The sequence below is a fragment of the bacterium genome (assembly GCA_023150945.1).
In the GTDB taxonomy this organism is placed as follows: domain Bacteria; phylum Zhuqueibacterota; class Zhuqueibacteria; order Zhuqueibacterales; family Zhuqueibacteraceae; genus Coneutiohabitans.
This window is the reverse complement of record JAKLJX010000001.1, coordinates 532,620-553,654: the sequence shown is the minus strand read 5'-3', so window position 1 is coordinate 553,654 and position 21,035 is coordinate 532,620. Positions and strand designations below refer to the sequence as shown.

The window sequence follows — 21,035 nt, the reverse complement described above, 5'->3', positions numbered from 1 at the left end:
CTGTGTGGAAGATTTTCGGCGAATCACCAGCCACTCGTGGCGAGCCGGGAGACCATGCTCTGAAAACACCACTCGCACGATGGCGATCTCCGCTTCAAGAGGACCCTTGCTGCCCTCGTGGACAATCATCCGTCGCCAGTGGCGCGCCGCCAACGCCACGGCCAGTTCATCCACCCGCCGGGGGGCGGGGGCCTCGGGCGCCAGTTGCACTCGCGTGGCCGGACGGCCTCGCCCACCGCCGACTTGCGGACGATGCACTTTGGGCCAGCGCCACCAGACGTGGGTGTTACGCGGGATTTCGGCAAAATAGGATTTCTGTTTGTGGTTGATTTTATTGAGCAACGCGCTGTCCCGGCCAAATGCTTCATCCATCGCGATCCATTGGCAGGGCACCGTCGCCTCGTCGAGCACGGGCTCCAGCATCGACCAGCTCAATTCATTTTTGGTTTGAAAGGTCAGATCGTCGGGCACGCCACATTCTTGACGGCGCGCCGCGTACTCGTCACCGAACCAGTGTTCCGGCATATACAAGCGTCGATCCAACAACGTATGGCCGCGGCGGCTCGCGTAGGCCAACAGCACACTGGCTTGGCAATTCGCGGTTTTGCCCACGGCCCCACAGTGTTGGCGAGCCACGCCGACGGAGTTCTGGCCTTGTTTGGGAAAGTCGCAGCCATCAATAATCAACACGCCATCGTCTTCACCTAAGGTGGCGGCGACTTCCTGCTGATGCACCCGCAAAATCGCCGCATCGTCCCACGGACTGGCGCTGATGAACTGTTGCATGGCTTCGACATTGCCGCCGTCTAAGGCGCGGGCCATCGGTTCAATCGATTTGCGTTCGATATCGAGCATTTGACCTTGCAGGTACTTCAGCGCCCAGTGGCGCTGTTCCGGGCGACGAAACAACGACACAAAGATCTTATGGTACTTCTCTAACTGCGTGAGCAACCCGCGGATTTGGCGCGAGCCAATATTCAACTTGGGTTTGCGTCCCGACGGCGGTGGCGTCGCCGGAGAAATTCTTCGAGCATGGGTAGTTGCCATGCTCATCTAATCTAGAAATAAAATCGTAAAAGTCTAGACTGAACATTTGTCCTCTATCTTAATCATTGTTATTGCTACATCAACCATTAACCGTGATTGGACTTAACGTTGTAGTATTAATCTGCGGCACCATACCCTTCGCGATCAACAGAACGAACGAAGCAGCAACCGTCGTGCGTCTGTTCGCAGCCTCGGGAGTGCTGCTGGCGCTGCAACTCGCAAGCTTTGCGCAAGCCAGCGCCGTGCGCCGACCTCGAATCACCCTCTGGCGAAGAATTCCGCGTTGGCTCGCAGGCGAAATCTTCCTGCTCGCGCTGTTGACGCATGCCACAGGCTGGCTGCAAAGCAAACTTGTGCACGCCTCCTTGCCGGCGCTGGCCCTCGCGGCCGGGAGCTGGCTGCTCGCGCTCGCCTTGTGGTTGGCGATCCGGCGCTGGCACGATCCCGCCATTACTGCAGCCGCTGCGCCAAGGATTGCCGCGCGGCAATGGCAACCGGACCGGCTGGCAATGCTGGCGCAGGCATTGATTCTGCCTGAGGTGTTGTCTCTCTGGCGCCGCCGGCGTTCCTTCTTCGTGTTGCTCGCTGGGGCTGTCGTTCTCTGTGCGCTGGTGGCCGCCGGACAGACCGAGGCCGCGGCCGCATATGCCAGCAGTCTCTTCCTGCAACTGCTTTTCGGAATCTTCTTGCTCAACAGCTTGCTGCGGCTTGTTGAGGAAGAAATCACAACCGCGGCATTGCTGCGCGCGCTGCCGATTGCCGCCGGCCGCTGGTGGCGCTCGCGCTGGTGGTTCGCGGCGGTTTGTCTGGCAGTGCCGATGCTGCTGCCGGCGGTGCTGCTGCCGCTCAAATTCCCCTTGGATTTCGCCTTCATGCTGTTTGCCTTCGCGGGCCTCGTGGCTCTGCCCGCGACTCTGGCGCTGCTCTATTGCACGGCAGTGTTCGCGAACTTTCCGCATCTCCGGCTCGCCGGCCTGCTGCTCAACGCCTCTTTGGTGCTGATGTTTCTCTTCTGGTTCGTTATGCCGCTGGGCACGATCATCCTGCCGGCCGTCGCGCTTTGGTGGCGGCGAAAATCGCAGCGGCATTTTCAATTGGTGGAAATCGCCTGAGCCGGGCAACGCATCACCTTTCTCACATGCCATGCTTACCGTCAAAGATCTGGAAAAATCCTTTCAACAGGTGAGAGCGCTGCAGCGCGTCACGCTGACTGTGCCGCGAGGCGAGCTGTGCGGCTTGCTCGGCCGCAACGGCGCCGGCAAATCGACTCTCTTCAAAATCGTGATGGGACTGCTGGCGGCGGATGCCGGAGAAATCGCAATCGCGGGCGAGACCATACATTTCGGTGAGGTGGAATACAAACGCCGTCTCGGCTATGCGCCGGAGACGCCGGTCTTCTATGAATACTTGACCGGGCACGAATTTCTCCACTTCATCGCCGCGGCCAAGGCGGTGGCACCGGCGCAGCGGCCGGCCGAGATCGCAAAATGGCTGGCGTTTTTCGAGCTGGAGGGTAAAGCCGGAGAATTGCTGGTGCATTACTCGCACGGCATGCGCCGCAAGATCAGCTTGTGCGCGGCGCTGCTGGGCGCGCCCACGATTCTACTGCTCGATGAAGCCACCAACGGCCTCGATCCGGAAAGCAGCTTTCGGTTGAAGGAATATTTGCGCGGGTTCTGCAGTCAGGGCGGGACAGTGCTCTTCTCTTCTCACATCATTGAAACCATCGAGCACCTGTGTGACCGCCTGGTCATTTTGGAGCAGGGGCGTGTGTTGCGGGAATTGCAGCGCAGGGAATGGGATGAGTTGCGCCAGCGCGGCTCATCGCTGGAAAAGGAGTTCATGGCGATCATTGCGGCGAGTTTGACGGCGCGGCGGTGAAGATGGCTTTGTTTCCAAGCCCGGGCGGCACGGGCTTGATCAAAAAAACTGGTCGTTCCAGCTTCAGACAATCGCGGCGATTTCGGAGGGGAGGCACGACCGGCAAAGGATTGCTCCTTCGCGAAACTCCGCAGGGCAGGCAAGCTTTCCAAACGCGACTTCACTCCTTCCTCTTCCTCGCCACAAAAATCAACTCGCCGGGGTATTTCGAACCATAAGCGCTCATGTCATAGTCCGCATACAAATGTTCCACTGCAAAGCCGCAGCGCGCCAGTAGATGCTCAGCCTCGAAGCGGAACAAATAGCGCATCGGAAACGCCTGCACCAAACGTTCCTCCCGGCCCTCCGGGTGGGTGACGTAGTAAATCAGCTCGACCTGGTTGACTTGGTTGGCATGGTCGCGTGCAACAATCTTGTGGCGGCGAATCACCCGCCGGCCATCAGGAGTGGTGAACTCCGGCTCGTCGCCGATTTCCTGGCCAACGTCGTCCCGCACCAGCGCGGCCAGCGAGGGATTGAACAAGTCGAGAATCAATCTGCCCTCGGCGGCGAGATGCCGGTGAATCGTCTGCAGGCACGACATCTGATCTGCCACAGTGATGAGATGCTGAAACGGCCGGAACGGCAGAGTGATGAGATTGAATCTCTGCGCCAGCGCAAAGCTGCGCATGTCTGCCTCGATCAGCCGAACGCGCGCCCGCACAGCCGCCGGTTCGTCCAGCAATCGCTGCCGGCACACCTGCAACATGTGCGGAGACGAATCGAGGCCAACGATGTCAAGCCCGGCGCGTGCGGTGGGAAGCAAGATGCGGCCGGTGCCGCATCCCACTTCCAACACGGGGCCACCGCAATCCCGCGCCGCGGCGAGGTAGAACTCGATATCCGGCCGCGTGCGATAGGGCACGACATGGTCATACAGATCCGCGATACAAGCGTACTCTTGGTTGCCGGCTGCAGTCGCCATTGCCTCTCCCTGGTTGTTCTCCAACCGGTTGCTCACGGCCGCGGCTCTGCTTTGCGCGCGGCGTCTCTTGGCGGTTCACGGATTTTTCGGCATGCGAGCGTTGCGCTGCACGCTCACTTCCGGCCTTCCACCAACTGGTCGACCACCGCGGGATCCGCCAGCGTCGAGGTGTCGCCGAGATGTTCCACGTCGCCTTCGGCAATCTTGCGCAGGATGCGCCGCATGATTTTGCCGGAGCGGGTCTTGGGCAGAGCGGGGGTGAACTGAATCTTGTCCGGCGCGGCATGCGGCCCGATTTGCTCGCGCACGGTTTTGGTGATCGCGCTGATGATCTCGGCGGTCGGCGTCACGCCGGTCATGAGCGTGACGTAGGCATAGATGCCCTGGCCTTTGATGTCATGCGGGAAGCCGACCACCGCGGCTTCTGCCACGCCCGCGGCCTTGCCAATCGCGCCCTCGACTTCGGCGGTGCCGATGCGATGGCCCGAGACATTCAGCACATCATCGACGCGGCCGGTGATCCAGTAGTAGCCTTCTTCATCGCGGCGCGCGCCGTCGCCGGTGAGGTAATAGCCGGGGAAGCGGTCGAAATAGGTTTGCCGGAAGCGCTCGTGGTCGCCATAGACCGTGCGCATGATGCCCGGCCACGCGGATTTGATCGCGAGAAAACCCTGCGCCGGCCCTTCCAACTCACGGCCCAATTCATCCAGCAGCACCGGTTGCACACCGAAGAACGGCAGTGTGGCCGAGCCGGGCTTGATGGGCGTCGCGCCGGGCAATGGTGAAATCAAAATGCCGCCGGTTTCGGTTTGCCACCACGTGTCCACGATCGGGCAGCGTTCCTGGCCGACCACGCGATAGTACCACAGCCACTCCGGTTCCTTGATCGGTTCGCCCACTGTGCCGAGCAGCCGCAAGGAGGAAAGATCATGCTGTCGCGGCCACTTGTCGCCCTCCTTCATCAGTGAGCGCAAAGCCGTGGGCGCGGTGTAGAAGATGTTGACTTTGTGTTTGGCCACCACCTGCCAAAACCGGCCATAATCGGGATAATTGGGCACGCCTTCGAACATCACTGAAATGGCGCGATTGGCGAGCGGACCGTAAACGATGTAGGAATGTCCGGTGACCCAGCCGATGTCAGCGGTGCACCAATAGATGTCGCCGGGATGATAATCGAAAACCAATTCGTGGGTGAAAGAAGTGTAGGTCAGGTAACCGCCGGTGGAATGCAGCACGCCTTTCGGCTTGCCGGTGGAGCCGGAGGTGTAAAGGATGAAAAGCGGATCTTCGGCCTCCATCGGCTCCGGCGGGCAGGCCGGCGCCGCCGCGGCCATGAGATCTTCCCAGTACTGATCGCGGCCGGCCTGCATACTCACCGCCTTTCCGCTGCGGCGCACGACGATGACTTTTTCGATTGAAGGGCAAGCCGCCACGGCGGTATCGGCGTTGGCTTTCATCGGAATGTCCTGCCGCGGCCCGCGCATGCCGGTGTCCTGCGTGACCAGCAGCTTGCAGGCGGAATCATTGATGCGGTCGCGCAACGAGCCGGCACTGAAGGCGCCGAACACCACCGAGTGCACCGCGCCGATACGGGCGCAGGCCAGCATGGCAATCGGCAGCTCGGGCACCATCTGCAGATAGATGCAAACGCGGTCGCCCTTGCGCACGCCGTTGGCCTTGAGCACATTGGCGAATTTCTGCACTTCGTCCAGCAATTCGGTGTAGGTCAGATGCCGTGATTCATTCGGCTCATTGCCTTCCCAGATCAACGCGGTTTGCGCGCCATAGCCCGCCTCGACGTGGCGATCCAGGCAGTTGTAACTGACATTGAGTCTGCCGCCGGCAAACCACTTGATGTTGGCCTTCACGAAGTCGTACTCGCAGACGACATTCCACTTCTCGAACCAGTGCAGCCGTTCGGCGATGCTCGACCAGTAACCGGCCGGATCTGCCACGGAACGGTGATAGTGCTGGCGGTATTGCTCGAGGGAATTGATGTGGGCGCGCGCGGCAATCGGATCCGGCGGCGAAAATTTCAACGGCGTGCTCATCGGGCAACTCCTGAGGGAATGAAGTGAATTCACGGGCCAGGCGATTTGAGGCTGGATGATACGGCCTCGCTGCCAAAAATGCAAGAGGCCCGGCGCGGGCAAGCAGCGGCCGAAGCTTGCCCCGCTGCCGCAATGACGCCGGCAAGGCCTCTGTTGTGGGTGGATTTGGCGTAAATGTAAGTTCGGAAACGCGCGGTTGCGGAAGCGCTGCGCGCGGTTTCCGGCAGCAGCGCTGTGCGGCAGCGGAGAGGCCGGCGCGCCGGCACTTGCCAGTTGTTTTTTTGCAGCCGGCAGGGTATCTTGGCGCACCAGTTGGCGCGGCAATGGCACGTGACTCGCAGCGCGGCAACTTGCCGCAACCAAATCTGTCAACCGCGAATTAACGCTAATCAACGCGAATAAAAAATTAGCGTGCATTCACGTGAATTAGCGGTTCGCGAAAATCTTCGCGGTTGTGATAGTTTTTCCGGAGTAATACTATAACGCGTACGGCGTTTCGAGCTCTGAACAATTTCTTGCAGGTGAAATCGTTGCCCCGTAGGCGGGGACTTTTCCAATTGAACAAGCCTTTGCTTTCTTGTAGCGATTCGATTTTGAAGCATCCACATGAATTCATCCGGTGAATGACCATGCCCTACTCTCTGTCTGTCGGTTCAATCAAATGCCATATCGTAAGTGATGGTGTCGAAGCCGCGGATGGCGGCGGCTTTTTCGGACTGGTGCCGCGCGTGATGTGGGAAAAAATTGTGACGCCCAACGCGCTCAACCAGGTGCCGGCGGCGCTGCGCGTGCTGTTGATCGAATCCGCCGCCGGTTTGATCGTGGTGGATACCGGCCGCGGCGACAAGTTCGACGAAAAGCAGCGTGCGATTCTGCGCCTCGGCGCCCGGCGGGAACGCCTGGCCGGCGATCTGCGCCGTCTGGGTTTTCAACCGGAGCAAGTCGCGTTCGTGATTCTGACGCACCTGCATGCCGATCATGCCGGCGGCGCCACGCGCTGGGCCACGCCTGATCACACGCCCGGCGAGGTGATTGCCACTTTTCCCAATGCGCGCTATCTGGTGCAGCGCCTCGATCTGGCCGAGGCCAGCTTTCCCAACGAGCGCACCGCCGCCACTTATCTCAGCCATAACTGGCAGCCGTTGCGCGAAAGCGGTCAGTTGGAAATCGTCGATGGCGACCAACACATCGCGCCGGGCGTGCGCACTGAAGTGGCGCCCGGCCACACCGCCGGCATCCAGGCGGTTTGGGTGGAAGACGGCGGCGAGAGCTTGTTGTTCCTGGGCGACACCTGCAGTTGGGCGGTGCACATGGACCGCCTGGCCTGGGTGCCGAGCTATGACATCTTTCCGATGACCAGCATCGAATCCAAGCGCCGGCTGCGCCGCAACGCCCTGGCGCAGAACACCCTGCTCGTTTTTCAACATGACGGCCAGGTGGTGACCGGCCGGCTGGTCGAGGGCAAAAGAGGGCCGGAAGTGCGGCCGGAAATCACCGAGACCGCCTGGTACGATGCCACCGTGGGTCAGATCAAGAGTGAATGACGCTTGCCTTCTCTGGCCCATGCTCACGATTACGGAAATGAATGCGATTGATTGGCCGGCCGTGGCCGCGATCTATCGCGAGGGAATTGCCACGGGCGAGGCCACCTTCGAGGTGGCACCGCCGCCCACTTGGGAGGACTGGCAATGCCGCAAAGTACCGGGCTGCAGCGTGGTGGCGCGCCTGCAGGGCGAGATCGTGGGCTGGGCGGCATTGAGTCCGGTATCCGCGCGCCCGGTTTATGCGGGCGTGGCGGAAGTGAGCCTTTACGTTGCCGAACGCCAACGCGGCCGCGGCGTAGGCAGCGCGCTGCTGGCGGAATTGATCCAGCGGTCGGAGCGTCACGGCCTTTGGACGTTGCAGGCCGGCATCTTTCCCGAGAATCATGCCAGCCTCCGCCTGCATGTGAAGCACGGCTTTCGCATCGTCGGCACGCGCGAGCGCCTCGGCCGCATGGCCAAGGGTCCGCAGCGCGGCCGCTGGCGCGACGTGGTGCTGCTCGAGCGGCGCAGCAAAGTAGTGGGCGTTGAATGACTCTGCGGACCGGACACCGCACCAGACCTCGCAAGCTCATCTCTGATTCGTGATCAGGATCGACATGCGAAAACCGAGTGAACGGAAAGGACACTTCTTGCAAGGCTTTTCTCTGTGAACTCAGTTTTCTCGTGTTCGGTTTTTTCAAATCCTGTGTTAGCGTTGTCGCTCGGTTCTCGGCCCGGCGGAAACCCGGCGCGGCAGCCGGCGATAAATTCGTTGCCGGCGCTTGACAAAATGCGTCGAGATGGTTAGTTTGCCCGCGGTTGGTTTCATCCCCCCGTAAACGCGAAGCTGTTGAGCCTGATCCAAAAACTTCTGTGCCTGCAACATGAATGCAAAACTTTTGCCGGCCGTTCCCTTCCTGATGTGCCTGGCGCTCCTGCTTCCGCCCCGGGCACTTGCACAAAATCAACTTGATCCCCGTTTCCACAAACCCACCGTCGATGACGACACCAAATTCACCACCGCCGGCAGCATCGGCCTGACCATCTCGAACTTCGGCACGTTCGGTGACGGCTTCGCAACTCAAGCGCCGGTGGATCAGCCCTCGTGTGAATATCCCAAAGGCTCGGGCATCGAGCATCTGTTCGTCGGCGGGTTGTGGGTGGGCGGCAAACGCGAAGACGGCTCGATCTTCCTGACTTCGGGCGCGCGCGACATTTCCTCGCTGCGCGACGTCGCCGCCGGCTTTGAATTCACCAACTCGGCGGATCCCAGTGATCGCGTGCGCGAACGCTCGAGCATCATCGACAGCCCGTTCTATTCGCCTGCGGCCATCAGCCATCAGGATTTCATCGCGGACTTCACCGATTCCAACGTCGTCGTGCCCGGCACCACCATCCGTATTCCGCAGCATGAACCGGTCAACGTTTCGGTTCATCTCGAATCCTATGCCTGGAACTTTCCCTTTGCCGAGGCCTTCGTCATTTTGAATTACACCATTCGCAACACCAGCCGGCGCCGGCTCAACGATCTCTATGTCTCGCTCTGGGCGGACTTGGTGGTGCGCAACGTCAATGTCACGCCGCCGCGCGTCGGCTCGCCGTTCTACCAGCATCGCGGCGGCGATTTCGTCGACTCGCTGCGGCTGGCCTATGCCTACGACTATGACGGCGACCCCGGCTTCACCGACAACGGTTTGTATGTGGGCTTGAAGCATCTCGGCGCCACGCCGCAAGCCAATGATCAAAGCTATCGCCCGGCGGCCAGCTTCAACACCTGGCTGTTTCGCGATACCAGCGATCCCGTGCTGTTTTCCCCGCAAACCGATCTCGAGAGCTATCAAAAACAAGCCGAGCCCATGCCCCGCTTCGTGATCGACCGCGTGGTCAAAGGCCGGCCCGGCAATTTCATGACACTGCTCACCACCGGGCCGTTTCAAATGCTGGAGCCGGATTCCAGCATCAATGTCGTGTTTGCGGTCGTTTGCGCCGGCAAGTTCGGCTCGGATGACAACCGGCAGGACACCGAGCAGAGCCGGCAGAATCTCTACACCAATGCCTACTGGGCGCAAACCGCCTATGACGGCGAAGATCGCAACGCCAACAATCGCCTCGATCCCGGTGAAGATGTCGATCGCGACGGCATGCTCGACCGCTACGTCTTGCCGACGCCGCCCTCGCCGCCGCGCGTGAAAGTGATTCCCAGCGACCGCCGGGTGACGGTTTACTGGGATCGCTCTGCGGAAGAGTCGGTTGATTTCATCAGCGGCAAGAAAGACTTCGAGGGCTATCGCCTCTACCGCACGCAATTGGGGGAAGATCTGCCCGGCCGCGATTTGCTGTCCAGCCTGACGCTGCTGGCGGAATTCGATTCGATCAACGGCATCGGCTACGACACCGGCTTGGAATTCGTGCGGCTGGCCGCGCCGGTGACCTTCGGCGAAACCGCGATCAATCCCAACACCGGCCAGCCGGAGACGATTGACTACCATTATCGTTTTGTGAATGACAACCTGCTCAACGGTTGGCAATATGCCTATGCCGTCACTGCGTTCGACGGCGGCGATCCCGCGATCCGGTTGGGCAGTTTGGAGAGCAGCCGGTTGAGCAATGTATTGCGCGTCTTTCCGGGTTCGCCGCCGCAAGAGGAACAACGCGCGGCCGGCGGCGGCGCCGACATCGCCGTGGGCGTTTATCCCAATCCTTATCGCGTCAACGCGGCGTGGGACGGCAATCTGGAGCGCGACCGCAAGATCTATTTCTACAATCTGCCCACCCATTGCGAAGTCAGCATCTACACGCTGGCGGGCGATCGCGTCGATTCCTTCGAGCATCGCGCCGGCAGCTACAGCGGGGAGGAGCTGCAATGGTTTGAAAAATTCTCTCGCGGCCGCCGCATTTTTGCCGGCGGCGAGCATGCCTGGGATTTGGTGACGAAGGATGACCAGGCGCTGGCTTCGGGACTTTACTATTACGTTGTGAAAGATCTCGCCAGCGGCAAAGTGCAGCGCGGCAAATTTTTGGTGATCAAATGAAACGCGGCGCCGGCTGCCGCCGCTCGGGATGCTTCACCTGCGGAAGGAGTCGGTGTCTCGTCAATGTCATTCTGCTTCGGGTTTCATTCTCAACCTCTCACGCGAAGGAGAGACTCATGACCAAACTTCTACCATTTGTGGCGCGCAGTTTTCTGCTCTTGCTGCTGTTTTTTCCGCTGCTGGGCCGGGCGCAATCCCATCTGCTCATCACGGAGTTTGCGGTGTCGCCGACGCCGGGCGAATTCATTGAGATCTACAATCCCGGCCCGGCCGCGGTCGACCTGAGCAACTACTATTTGTCCGACGAAGTTTTCAATAACAACAACAACTACATCAATGTCGTGAAGGGCGGGTTCACGGCGTTCAGCTCGGATTTCATGGTGAAATTTCCCAACGGCACGACCATCGCGCCCAAGCAATTCCTCACCATCGCCTTCACCGGCACCGGCTTCACCACCTCCTACGGCAAGCCCGCTGACTTCGAAATCAAGGGCGATGAGGCCAACACGCCCGACATGACCGCGGTCTCGGTCGGCGCGAGTGCCGGGCTTTCCAACGACGGCGAGATGATCATGCTGTTTTATTGGGATGGCCAAAGCGATCTGGTGCAGGACGTCGACTATGTGGTGTGGGGCGACAAGGCCGAAGCCATCGACAAAACCGGAGTCAGCATCGACGGCAGCGATGCCGACACGACGCCTTCGGCTTACCAGCCCGATACGCCGGTGGCGCAGCAGTTTGTGGTCGATGCCGAAAACGACGGCGACGCGTTTCCGCATGACGACGGCAAAACCGCGCAGCGCCGGCTCGAGGTCGAAGACATCGAGAATTGGAGCGGCGGCAACGGCCTCGGCGGCCACAACGAGACCAGCGAGAATCTCGCGTGGAAGGGCGGCATTTGGAGCATCAATGCCACGGCCACACCCGGAGCGCGCGCGTTGGGCGACAGCCTCAACATTGCCGACGTGCAATTCAAACGCGCCGCGGACATTGCCGTGAACTTGAGCGACGATTCACCGCTGCGCGGCCAGACCGTCACGCTCACCGGCGTGGTGATGCACGGCATCCGCGAAATTTTCGTCGGTGCGCGCTGGGGCGTGTTCGTGCAGGACGAGCGCGGCGGCCCGTGGAGCGGTATGTTCGTGATTCAAAACGACACCTCGGCCGGCGGCACGCAATTCAGCGCCGTGCAGCCGGGCGATAAGATCCGCGTCACCGCGGTGTTGAACGAGTTTCCCACCGCCGCCAACACGGTGAGCATCACGCAATTGGAGTTGCTCACCAATCCGGTGACACCGGTCGAGTTCCTTGATTTCGGCACGCCGCGGCCCGCGCCGGTGCTGCTGAAACCGGGCGACTTGGGCGCGAACGGCGCAGTAACCGACCCGCAGCTCACCGAGCGCTGGGAAAGCATGCTGGTGCGCTTCGAAAATCTCACGGTCACGGCCAATGGCCTGCCCGGCAACATCATGGTGGCCGGCGATGCCACCGGTTCGATCGCGCTGGATGATTACTTCGATGCGGTTTTCGACGTGGTGAATGCGAACGGCGGCTCCTGGCCGGGCTTTCCGGCAGGCACGCGCATCAATGTCACCGGCTACCTCCGGGCCGGCACCACACAGGGCACGGTCACCATCAATCCGCGCACGATCAACGACGTTGAAGTCGCCTCCTCGCCGCCGGCGATTACCAACGTGAACCGCTCGCCGGTGGTGGCAACTTCCACGGCCGGGGTGACGGTCTCAGCCAACATCGTGGACACGCAGACGGCAGTGGCCAGCGCGGAAGTGGGCTATCGCGTCAATCGCGGCGCGTTTCAGACGATCAGCATGACCAGCGGCGGCGCGAATCTTTACACGGCAGTGATTCCCGCGCAAGCCAACGGCGCTTTGGTTGAGTTCTATTTGAAGGCCGCCGACACCGAGGGCGCGAGCACCACGATTCCGGCGGACACCGCGGCCTCGAAGTTTTTCTATTTCGTGCGCGATGCCGGCTTGACGATTTACGACTTGCAGTACACGCCCTATGCCGACGGCAACTCCGGTTACACCAACCTCACGGTGACCGTGCAGGGCATCGTCACCACCGACACTACTGATTTCTCCTACTATTGGATTCAAGACGGCACCGGGCCATGGAGCGGCATTTGGGTGAATGACAATACCACGAACGTCAAGGCCGGCGACCGCGTGGCGGTGACCGGCCGCGTCGAGGAAAATTTCAACGTCACCCGTCTCGCCAATCCCAGCAGCGCCAATCCCCTCAGCGTGACCATTCTCAGCCGCGGCAATCCTCTGCCGCCGCCGGTCTTGCTGCGCACCGGTGATCTCCGCACCGGCTCCGCCACTGCCGAGCGCTGGGAAGGCATGCTGGTGCAGGTGCGGAATGCCGTCGTGTCAACCCCCTTCCCGGATGCGCCCAGCAACTTCGGCGAGTTTGCCATTGACGACGGCAGCGGCGAGGTGCGCGTTGATGATCTCGGTGATTTCGACGGCAATCTCGATTCAATCTACGTGAAGGGCGACAGCATTCGCTCGCTGATCGGCATTCAATACTTCTCTTTCGACAACTACAAGCTGCTGCCGCGCAACAATCGTGATGTCGTGCGCGGGCCCAGCACGGCGGTTGCCGGCCGCGAGACGCCGCCGTTGCGTTACGCCCTGGAGCAAAACTATCCCAATCCCTTCAATCCCGGCACCACGATCAGCTTCGAACTGCGCCAGCACGGCCGCGTGAGCCTGACGATCTACAACATGCTCGGCCAAAAAGTGAAAACGCTGATGGCGGCTGTGAAGCCCGCGGGCCGCCACGTCATCGCATGGAACGGCACTGACGATCGCGGCCAGGCCGTGCCGACCGGCGTCTACTTCTACCGCATGCAGGCAGCCGGTTTTGAAAAAGTGAACAAGATGCTGTTGTTGCGGTAAGCGGCAGGAGCGGGCAGAGTCTTCGGAGGCGCTGCGTCTGAAGACTCTGCGCCTGCCGGCCGCGGTTTGCGTTGAACGGAGAATGGAATCATGCTCAATCGCCTCCTGGCGCTGAAGTACACTCTGGCGGCGTTGCTTGTTCTCGGCTGTTCGGAGAACTTCAGCGACAATCCGCATCCCAACCAGCCGCCCGAAACCTTCATCACGATTTTTTCGGAGCGCGACTTGAACGCCGGCATCAGCCGGCAAACGTTGCACTGGTGGGGTGATGATCCCGACGGCGAGGTGGCGGGATTCATTTACACCTTCAGCGTAAGCGCACCCGAAGTGACGAGCTGGAATAATGCCTCGCCCGCGGCGGCCTGGACCTTCACCACCAAGACGCGCGAGACCTTCACGCTGCGCCTGGCCGGCACGGATACCACTTACACGTTGCGCGTGAAAGCCGTCGATGATCAAGGTGCGGCGGATCCGACCGCCGCGCGGCAGCAATTCCCCGTCGTCAACACCCGGCCGGTGGTGGAGTTCCCGGTGGGCACGGATGTGCCCGACACCACGTTCACGGTCGCGACTTTCGTTTGGACGGCGACGGATCTCGACGGCGATGATACCATTGAAAAATTCCAGTACGTGCTCGATGACACCAACGCGACCTGGCGCGATCTCGCGGCGCGCACCAAAATGATCACGCTGGCGGCCACGGACGGTTTGAGCGAGGGCCGGCACGTGTTCTATCTGCGCGCGGTCGATCTTGCCGGTGCCACCAGCCGCATCATTCGCATGCCGCGCAGCGACAACGAGATTTGGCACGTCAAAGAGCCGGGCAGCAAGTTCCTGCTCATCGATGATTACAACATCAACGACAACGCCGGCGCTTTCTATCGCAACACGCTGCGCGCGCTGGTGGGCAACGTCGAAGTGTGGGACCTCAAGAGCAACAACCGCGCGCTGGAGCCGCCCTCGGCGCAAGCTTTCCTCGCGACGCTGCGGCTGTTCGACCGCGTGTTTTGGTACGCCGATACCGAGCCGAATCTCGAAAAGGCGCAGGTCAGCGTCACGCCTTATCTCGACGCCGGCGGCAAGCTGGTGATGACCACCTCGTTTCAGGAATTCACCACCAACCAGGGCGCGCCGCTCGATTTCTCGCCGGTCGACAGCCTGGCTGCGAAGATCAACCGCATCACGCGCAATCAGGTGGTGCAGCCCGCGCTGTTCTTCGCCGGCCGCGGCTTCCCGGAGTTGAAAGTCAACACCGCGATCATTCCCAACATCTTTCCGCTGGTACCGAAGCTCAGTGCCGACACGCTGTATGTGCTGCCGCCCAATCCCGGCACCTGGCCCGGCACGCCGGTGATGGCGGTGGTGGATGCGACTTCTTCCTTCGTCTTTTTCGGCCTGCCCATTGCCGCGCTGGACGGCAATGGCACCGCGGGCTTGCTGATCGAAAAAATCTTGACGGACATTCTCAAGTGAGCAATTCAACTCTTCCTGCTGCAAAATTTTCTTGGGTGGCAAGATGAAACCGCATGCTCTCGCCCGCCTGGTCGCCGCCGTTCTTCTGTTCACCGCTGGTGCGGCCTTTGCCCAGGCCAAAGGCTCGCTCCTTGGCCGCATCACCGACCGGGAAACCGGGGAAGGCCTGCCCGGGGTGCATGTTTTGATCAAGGGCACGTACTACGGCGCCGCCACCGAAATCGACGGCAGCTACAAGATCCCCAACATCAACCCGGGCGTGTACACCGTCGAAGCCGCGATGATCGGCTACAAACAGGTGCAGAATACCGGCGTGAAAGTGACGGCGGGAACGGCAACCACCTTGAACGTCCGGCTCGAAGCCACGGTGCTGGCGCTCGGCCAGGAAGTGGTGGTGATCGGCGAGCGGCCGCTGTTCGATTTGGAGGAAACCTCCAGCCGCAGGAGCCTGACCAGCACCGAAATCGAGAATCAGATTGTCGAGAATGTGCAAGACATTGTCGCCAGCCAGGTGGGCGCGGTGCAGTCCGACAATGAGATTCACATTCGCGGCGGCCGCGCTTATGAGAATGCCTATTTGCTCGACGGCATCTCGGTGCAGGATCCGCTGGCGGGCACCGGGTTCGGCCTGCAGTTGAGCACCGATGCCATCGAGGAAGTCGAAGTCATCACCGGCGGCTTCAACGCCGAGTATGGCCAGGCCATGTCCGGCATCATCAATGTGAGAACCAAAGAAGGCGGATCCTCCTACAAAGGCTCGCTCGCCTACAAGCGCGACCACTTTGGCGATTTCGATCCGGGCGTGCCGATCGTCGGCAGCCTGAGCACGAAGAACCGCCACAGCTTTCGCACCGACGTCGCGGAGATGAGCCTGAGCGGTCCGGAGCCGCTGTCGCAATACGTGTTGCCGGTACTGGGTCTGCGGCCGCCGGGCCAGTTCAGCCTGTTCGGCAATTTCTACGCGCTCACCAGCGACACGTATTTGCGCACGCGGGCGCAGCGGCTTTACTCTTCGACTTTTCACGGCAGCCGGTTTGCGCCGCGCCAGGACAACAACTGGTCGGGCCTGCTCAAGCTCACCTGGAAGATCACGCCCACGCACAAACTCGTGCTCTCCGGCAACCAGTCGGTGTCGATCAATCAAAACGAAAAATCGCTGCAAACCAATTTGGAGTTCGTCGAGCCCAGCCCGGGGTATCCGTATGAGTTCGAAAAAAATCTGGACAACTTCCAAACCTTCACCCATCTCAACAAAAACCTGTCGCTGTCCTGGACGCATACGCTGAACACCAAGACGTTCTACGAAATCAAACTGTCGCGCTACTTCACCCACTTGCGCAGCGACGTCAACGGCAAGTCGTGGACGCAATATCAGGAGCCGCAAGACATCGTCACCCTGCCGATTGCCTACTTCTACAATTCGGACAGCAGCATCGTCTCGGTTTTTCCCGGCGACGGTTTTTGGGATTTCGGCAACGGCAGCACCTGGCATGATCATTATGTCGAAGAATACACCTTGAAGTTCGACCTCAACCGCCACAGCGCCAGCGGCGTGCACAAATTCAAGGCGGGCCTGGAGACGCAGTTTGCCGAGATGCAGATGATCGACCTCTACCGGCCGTGGTTCGGCGGTTTGGGATTGAACAATGACATCTACCGCGTCAATCCCGCCTACGGCAGCTTGTATGCGCAGGATCAGATCAAATTCAAAGGATTGATTGCCAATCTCGGCCTGCGCTTCGACTACTGGTTCCCGGGCAAGTACGTGGAGGACGCCGTCGCCAATCCGGATATCGTCACCATCAGCGAGCAGACGCGCCGGCAGTTCCGCGCCGACACCTATGGTTTTTTCGGGCGGCGCTGGCGCGGCCGCCTCAGCCCGCGGCTGGGCATCTCGCATCCGATTACCGACAATCAAATGCTGTTCTTTTCCTATGGGCATTTCTCCAAGCGGCCGAAGCCGCAGTTCATCTACGCCAAGCTGGGCGAGAACAGCGCCAAATCCACCTTTCAGAAGTTCGGCAATCCCAATCTCGACTATGAAACCACGGTGGCGTACGAATTCGGCGTGCGCCACAAGTTCAGCGAGAACGACGTCTTCACGCTGACCGCGTATTACAAGGACATTTTCGATTATGTGACCACGGTGAATTTTCGCGGCAGCGGCCGGCTGTCGGGCCGCACCTTCACCACCTATCTCAATCTCGATTACTCGCGCGCCCGCGGCCTGGAGGTGGAATACCGCAAGCGCGCCGGCACTTTTCTCACCGGCTCACTCAGCGGGTCCTATTCGCTCGCCACCGGCAAAAGCTCTTCACCTGATGACGCCTTTCTGGTGGCGCAGGGTACGCTGACGGAAAAGCCGATTACCGAGGATTTCCTCATTTGGGATCGGCCGTGGCAAGTCAATGCCGTCGCGAATTTCAATGTCCGCAAGGGCGAGGCGCCGAAGATTTTTGGTGTTCGTCTGCCGGATGACTGGAATCTCAATCTGCGCGCCTTTGCGCAGGCAGGCAAGCGTTACACCCCGCAGCTTTTCACCGGCACGGTGCTGCCCAACGGCCGGCCGGAGTACGATGAGGATTTGGATCAAAACGGCGAGCCGGATGATCCCTATGGCAAGCTGGCGGCGCATTGGTTTTGGGTCAATCTGAACTTCGAGAAGTATTTTCGGCCGGCGGGCGTGGACTTGACGGTGCAGGTGGAAGTCGTGAATCTGTTCGATCGCAAGAATTCGCAAATCATCAATCCGGTCACCGGCCGGGCCTACACATTCAGCGATCCCACGCCGACGAGTTGGAACGACCCGCTCTATCCCGACACGCAGGCGCCGCTCGATCCGTTTCCCTTCAATCCCGCGCGCTACTTGACGCAGAGGAATATCCGGGTGGGGTTGGTGATGAGGTTTTGACGGGATTGGCGGTGATCAGTGACAAGGAGGAAGTCGCGCTCGACACCGCAAAGCTGCAAGACATTCTTGCCAGATACGAATTAACCGCAAAATGACAAAGGTACAACGGTGTCATATCGTACGACTCTGAAAAAATTGAAGCGACCGCGAAGTTCTTCCCGCTTGATTCGATTGCAGTCTGGCAGACTGCCCTGCGATATTGCGCAGCGCAAAGAACAACACCGGCGCGAACTCGCCAAGCTTTCGTTCGATGAGAAAATCGCCGTGCTGATTCGCATGCAAAAAATCGCGCGCGAAATGGCGCAGGCCGCGGGCCGGAAATTCAACGGCGTGGTGTGGAGCGAGCGTGAGAGTGAGAACAAATCATCGCAGCAGGGCACGGAAGGATGAGGGCTTGACAACGGCACGGCGCCCTCACTCGAAAAAATCGCTGCCGCGGCAGGCGCGCAGCGACATCAGACCAAAGCGTCGCAGGGCAAGCACAGAAAAATGACCATGAAAATGAGAGGCCTCCTGCTCGTCGCGCTTTTCGCGATGGCAAGTTCGGCGCAGGCGCAGTTCATCCCGGTGCTCGGCAGCCAGCGCGCCGGCACGGCGATGGCGCAATTTCTCAAGATCGGCGTGGGCGCGCGCGCCAGCGGCATGGGCGAGGCTTTCGTGGCGCTCGCCAACGATGCCTCGGCGCTGTATTGGAATCCCGCCGGCGCCGCCCAGGTGCAGCAGAATGAATTGATCTTCTCCCACGTGAACTGGCCGGTGGAGGTCCGGCATGAGTTCATCGGCTACCTGCATCGTCTGGGCGGACAAAACGTGCTGGGCGTGAGCGTGACCGCGCTGCATAGCGATGATTTCGAAGAGACCACGGTGTATCAACCGCTCGGCACCGGCAATTTCGTGTCTTTCGGCGATCTCGCCGTGGGTCTGTCGTTCGCGCGCCGCATGACCGACCGCTTCAGTGTGGGCGTCACGCTCAAGTACGTCGACGAGACGCTCGCCGAATTGCACGCCCGCAACGTGTTCGTGGATTTCGGCACCTATTATTGGACCGGCTTCGGCAGCTCACGCTTTGCCGTTTCGGTTTCGAATTTTGGCACGAACATCAAGCCTGCCGGCACGCTTTATTTCCGGGACGGCTCCGCCACCAGCAGCTTCCAGGATTTCGCGCCGCCCACCGTGTTCCGCATCGGCTTTGCCACCGAGGTGATCGACCGGCCCGGGCACAAGCTCACCACCGCGCTGCAACTGAATCACCCCAATGACAATGCCGAGAATCTCAACCTCGGCGTGGAGTATTGGTGGCGCCAGGCGCTGGCGTTGCGCGGCGGCTATCGCGCCAACGTCGACGAGGAATCCTTTACCCTGGGCGCGGGCGTGGCGCTGCCGCTCAATCGCTTTCATCTCAATCTGGATTTCTCCCATACGGAATTCGGCAACCTGGGCAACGCCAGCCGCTTCACCGCCTGTCTCCGCTTCTAAGCTGGTGCGGCGCGAGTATTTGCTTTGCAGAAACCAAAGCGCGTGCGGCTGAAATCGCTGATGCCCGGGAGAATTTTTCTGCAATGGCCTGGCCGTTGCCCCAAAATCAGGAGCGTTCCCACGACACTCGCAGTTCCAGCATCCGCGGCTCAGCCGAGGTTGGAACAGCTACAGCCAGACACTCAATTCAATTGGAAGTCATCGCGCATGTGCTCAAATCATCGTGTGAAGTACTCTCTTGCACTGCTTCTTCTCACCGGCCTTGGGGTTTTCTCGTGCGGCCCTGCTCTCGTCGATTTCCAGCCTACGGAGGCTGATTTTTCCTTTGTCGCGATCGGCGACACCGGCGAACGCGACAAACCCCTGGAGCAAAACGCGGCGGCATTACGCAAGATGTTTCGCCAGGATCGCTTTCAGTCGCTGATTTTCCTGGGAGACAACTTCTATCCCATCGGCCTCAACGGGCCGCGCGAAAAAGTACAGGACAAGGTCAATGCCATGCTCAGCCCATTCGAGGAGGTGTTGCAGGGTCTGGGCCGCGAGAATGTCTTTGCGCTCGCCGGCAATCACGACTATTACGCCTTTTTGGCGGTTGATTTCAAACTGCCGCTGAATCTTTACCGCGTGCAGACCGCGCCCTACGGCATCAGCAGCCGCGGCAATGAGCGCGCGCGCCGCCTTCCCGTTTGGACTTACATTGACAGCCTGCCGCGCGCGGCGCTCTATGGCCCGGACACCAACAAGATTCAGATGATCTTCTTCGACTCCGCGCGGCCGCTGCGCACCGACACCACCACCTGGCAGCCGGCACTCGACAGCTTGCGGCAACTGCTGGCGGCGCACAAAGAGCAGGCCGGCGTCAAGTGGCGATTGTTGTTCGTGCATCATCCGTTTCATTCGCTCGGTCCGCATGGCGGCTACAAGCATTGGGACGACGAAAACGAAACGGTGGCCTACCTCAACCCCTGCAGCAAGGATTCCAATGCCGCCGATTATGTGCTGAACCTGCTCGATCCCGAGGACACCTGCGCGCCCAAGTATCAGGTCTATGTGCGGGCGCTGCAGGCTGCTATCGCGGCCAGCGGCGTAACCGTGCAGGCGGTGATTGCCGGGCACGAGCACGTGTTGCAGTTGCTCTACCGGCCGCAGGCGAATGCCGGCGGCCCGCGCGTGCACGTCGGCTCGGGCGCGGGCGCCAAGCTCAGCCGGGTGAAGGCCGCCAATCCCGCGGCGCATGAATTCACCTGGTGGCAGAGCTTCGACCGTAATGACAACGTGAAGGAAAAGGGCAAAAGCAAGCACGGCTTCGCGCGCTTTGATTTGAAAGGGGAGTTTCTGGAGCTGCGCTTTTTCGATGGCAGGAATGGCAGCGTGCTGCCGGCCGGTGACGGCAAGACGGTCTTTGTCATTCACCGCGATGGCAGCATGAGCCTGCGGTGAGGAATTGTTGCGGCAGGCCCGGTGTCACCCCTTCGTCACAGGCTTGCTTGTGAATGAAATGAATCTCATCCGGCGAATTGGGGGGCGATTTGTCTGTGCCATGGCATTCCCGTCGAAACGCAAAGCCGCACCGGTTCGCAAGGATCTCTCATTCGTTTCCGCACGGAATTCCCGCCTGTTCATAGAAGTACTTCTGCAACGGCTTTGGCCGTTTCATCAAGACCCCCGGAATTTACACGGCCCCCAATGTTTTGGAGTCCTCGACTCAGTCGAGGTCGGAACGTCTTCGGATGGAACCGAATTCCCTCCC

General features: G+C 60.4%; 14 protein-coding genes. 11 read left to right on the top strand and 3 right to left on the bottom strand.

What is annotated here, in order from left to right; translation table 11 throughout:
• The coding region (locus L6R21_02115) for an IS701 family transposase (protein MCK6557968.1) at positions 1-1,047 on the bottom strand (1,047 nt) is incomplete at its 3' end.
• Between the two features lie 173 nt (positions 1,048-1,220).
• Here L6R21_02115 and L6R21_02110 point away from each other — a divergent pair.
• On the top strand, positions 1,221-2,159 hold the full coding sequence (locus L6R21_02110; GenBank protein ID MCK6557967.1) for a hypothetical protein: 939 nt from the start codon (positions 1,221-1,223) through the stop codon (positions 2,157-2,159).
• Between the two features lie 31 nt (positions 2,160-2,190).
• Positions 2,191-2,928 carry an ABC transporter ATP-binding protein gene (locus L6R21_02105; protein ID MCK6557966.1) on the top strand — a complete coding sequence of 246 codons (738 nt, stop codon included), beginning with the start codon at positions 2,191-2,193 and terminating at the stop codon, positions 2,926-2,928.
• 160 nt (positions 2,929-3,088) lie between these two features.
• On the opposite strand, the gene L6R21_02100 is transcribed toward L6R21_02105, so the two are convergent.
• Both L6R21_02100 and acs read right to left on the bottom strand, forming a co-directional pair.
• A complete protein-coding gene (locus L6R21_02100) occupies positions 3,089-3,892 on the bottom strand; it encodes a class I SAM-dependent methyltransferase (GenBank protein MCK6557965.1) in 804 nt (267 codons plus the stop codon).
• Positions 3,893-4,005: 113 nt separating this feature from the next.
• A complete protein-coding gene (gene acs / locus L6R21_02095) occupies positions 4,006-5,943 on the bottom strand; it encodes an acetate--CoA ligase (protein ID MCK6557964.1) in 1,938 nt (645 codons plus the stop codon).
• Positions 5,944-6,572: 629 nt separating this feature from the next.
• Here acs and L6R21_02090 point away from each other — a divergent pair.
• From L6R21_02090 to L6R21_02050, 9 genes are all read left to right on the top strand, one after another.
• Entirely contained in the window at positions 6,573-7,487 is a 915-nt protein-coding gene (locus L6R21_02090) for an MBL fold metallo-hydrolase (GenBank protein MCK6557963.1), read from the top strand.
• Between the two features lie 37 nt (positions 7,488-7,524).
• Positions 7,525-8,019, top strand: coding sequence for an N-acetyltransferase family protein (locus L6R21_02085; GenBank protein MCK6557962.1), 495 nt, complete (start codon positions 7,525-7,527; stop codon positions 8,017-8,019).
• Between the two features lie 331 nt (positions 8,020-8,350).
• Complete coding sequence (locus L6R21_02080) at positions 8,351-10,498, top strand: hypothetical protein (protein ID MCK6557961.1); 2,148 nt, start codon at positions 8,351-8,353, stop codon at positions 10,496-10,498.
• Between the two features lie 116 nt (positions 10,499-10,614).
• The gene (locus L6R21_02075) at positions 10,615-13,425 is read left to right on the top strand and encodes a lamin tail domain-containing protein (protein MCK6557960.1); all 2,811 of its coding nucleotides are present in this window, start codon (positions 10,615-10,617) and stop codon (positions 13,423-13,425) included.
• A gap of 90 nt (positions 13,426-13,515) precedes the next feature.
• Positions 13,516-14,898: a hypothetical protein gene (locus L6R21_02070; GenBank protein MCK6557959.1), complete on the top strand. Its 1,383-nt coding sequence runs from the start codon at positions 13,516-13,518 to the stop codon at positions 14,896-14,898.
• Between the two features lie 43 nt (positions 14,899-14,941).
• Positions 14,942-17,809, top strand: a complete 2,868-nt coding sequence (locus L6R21_02065) for a TonB-dependent receptor (protein MCK6557958.1) — start codon at positions 14,942-14,944, stop codon at positions 17,807-17,809.
• A 162-nt stretch (positions 17,810-17,971) separates the two neighbouring features.
• Positions 17,972-18,199, top strand: coding sequence for a hypothetical protein (locus L6R21_02060; protein MCK6557957.1), 228 nt, complete (start codon positions 17,972-17,974; stop codon positions 18,197-18,199).
• Positions 18,200-18,304: 105 nt separating this feature from the next.
• Positions 18,305-19,285, top strand: coding sequence for a PorV/PorQ family protein (locus L6R21_02055; GenBank protein ID MCK6557956.1), 981 nt, complete (start codon positions 18,305-18,307; stop codon positions 19,283-19,285).
• 225 nt (positions 19,286-19,510) lie between these two features.
• Positions 19,511-20,725, top strand: coding sequence for a metallophosphoesterase (locus tag L6R21_02050; GenBank protein MCK6557955.1), 1,215 nt, complete (start codon positions 19,511-19,513; stop codon positions 20,723-20,725).
• Positions 20,726-21,035: the final 310 nt, after the last annotated feature.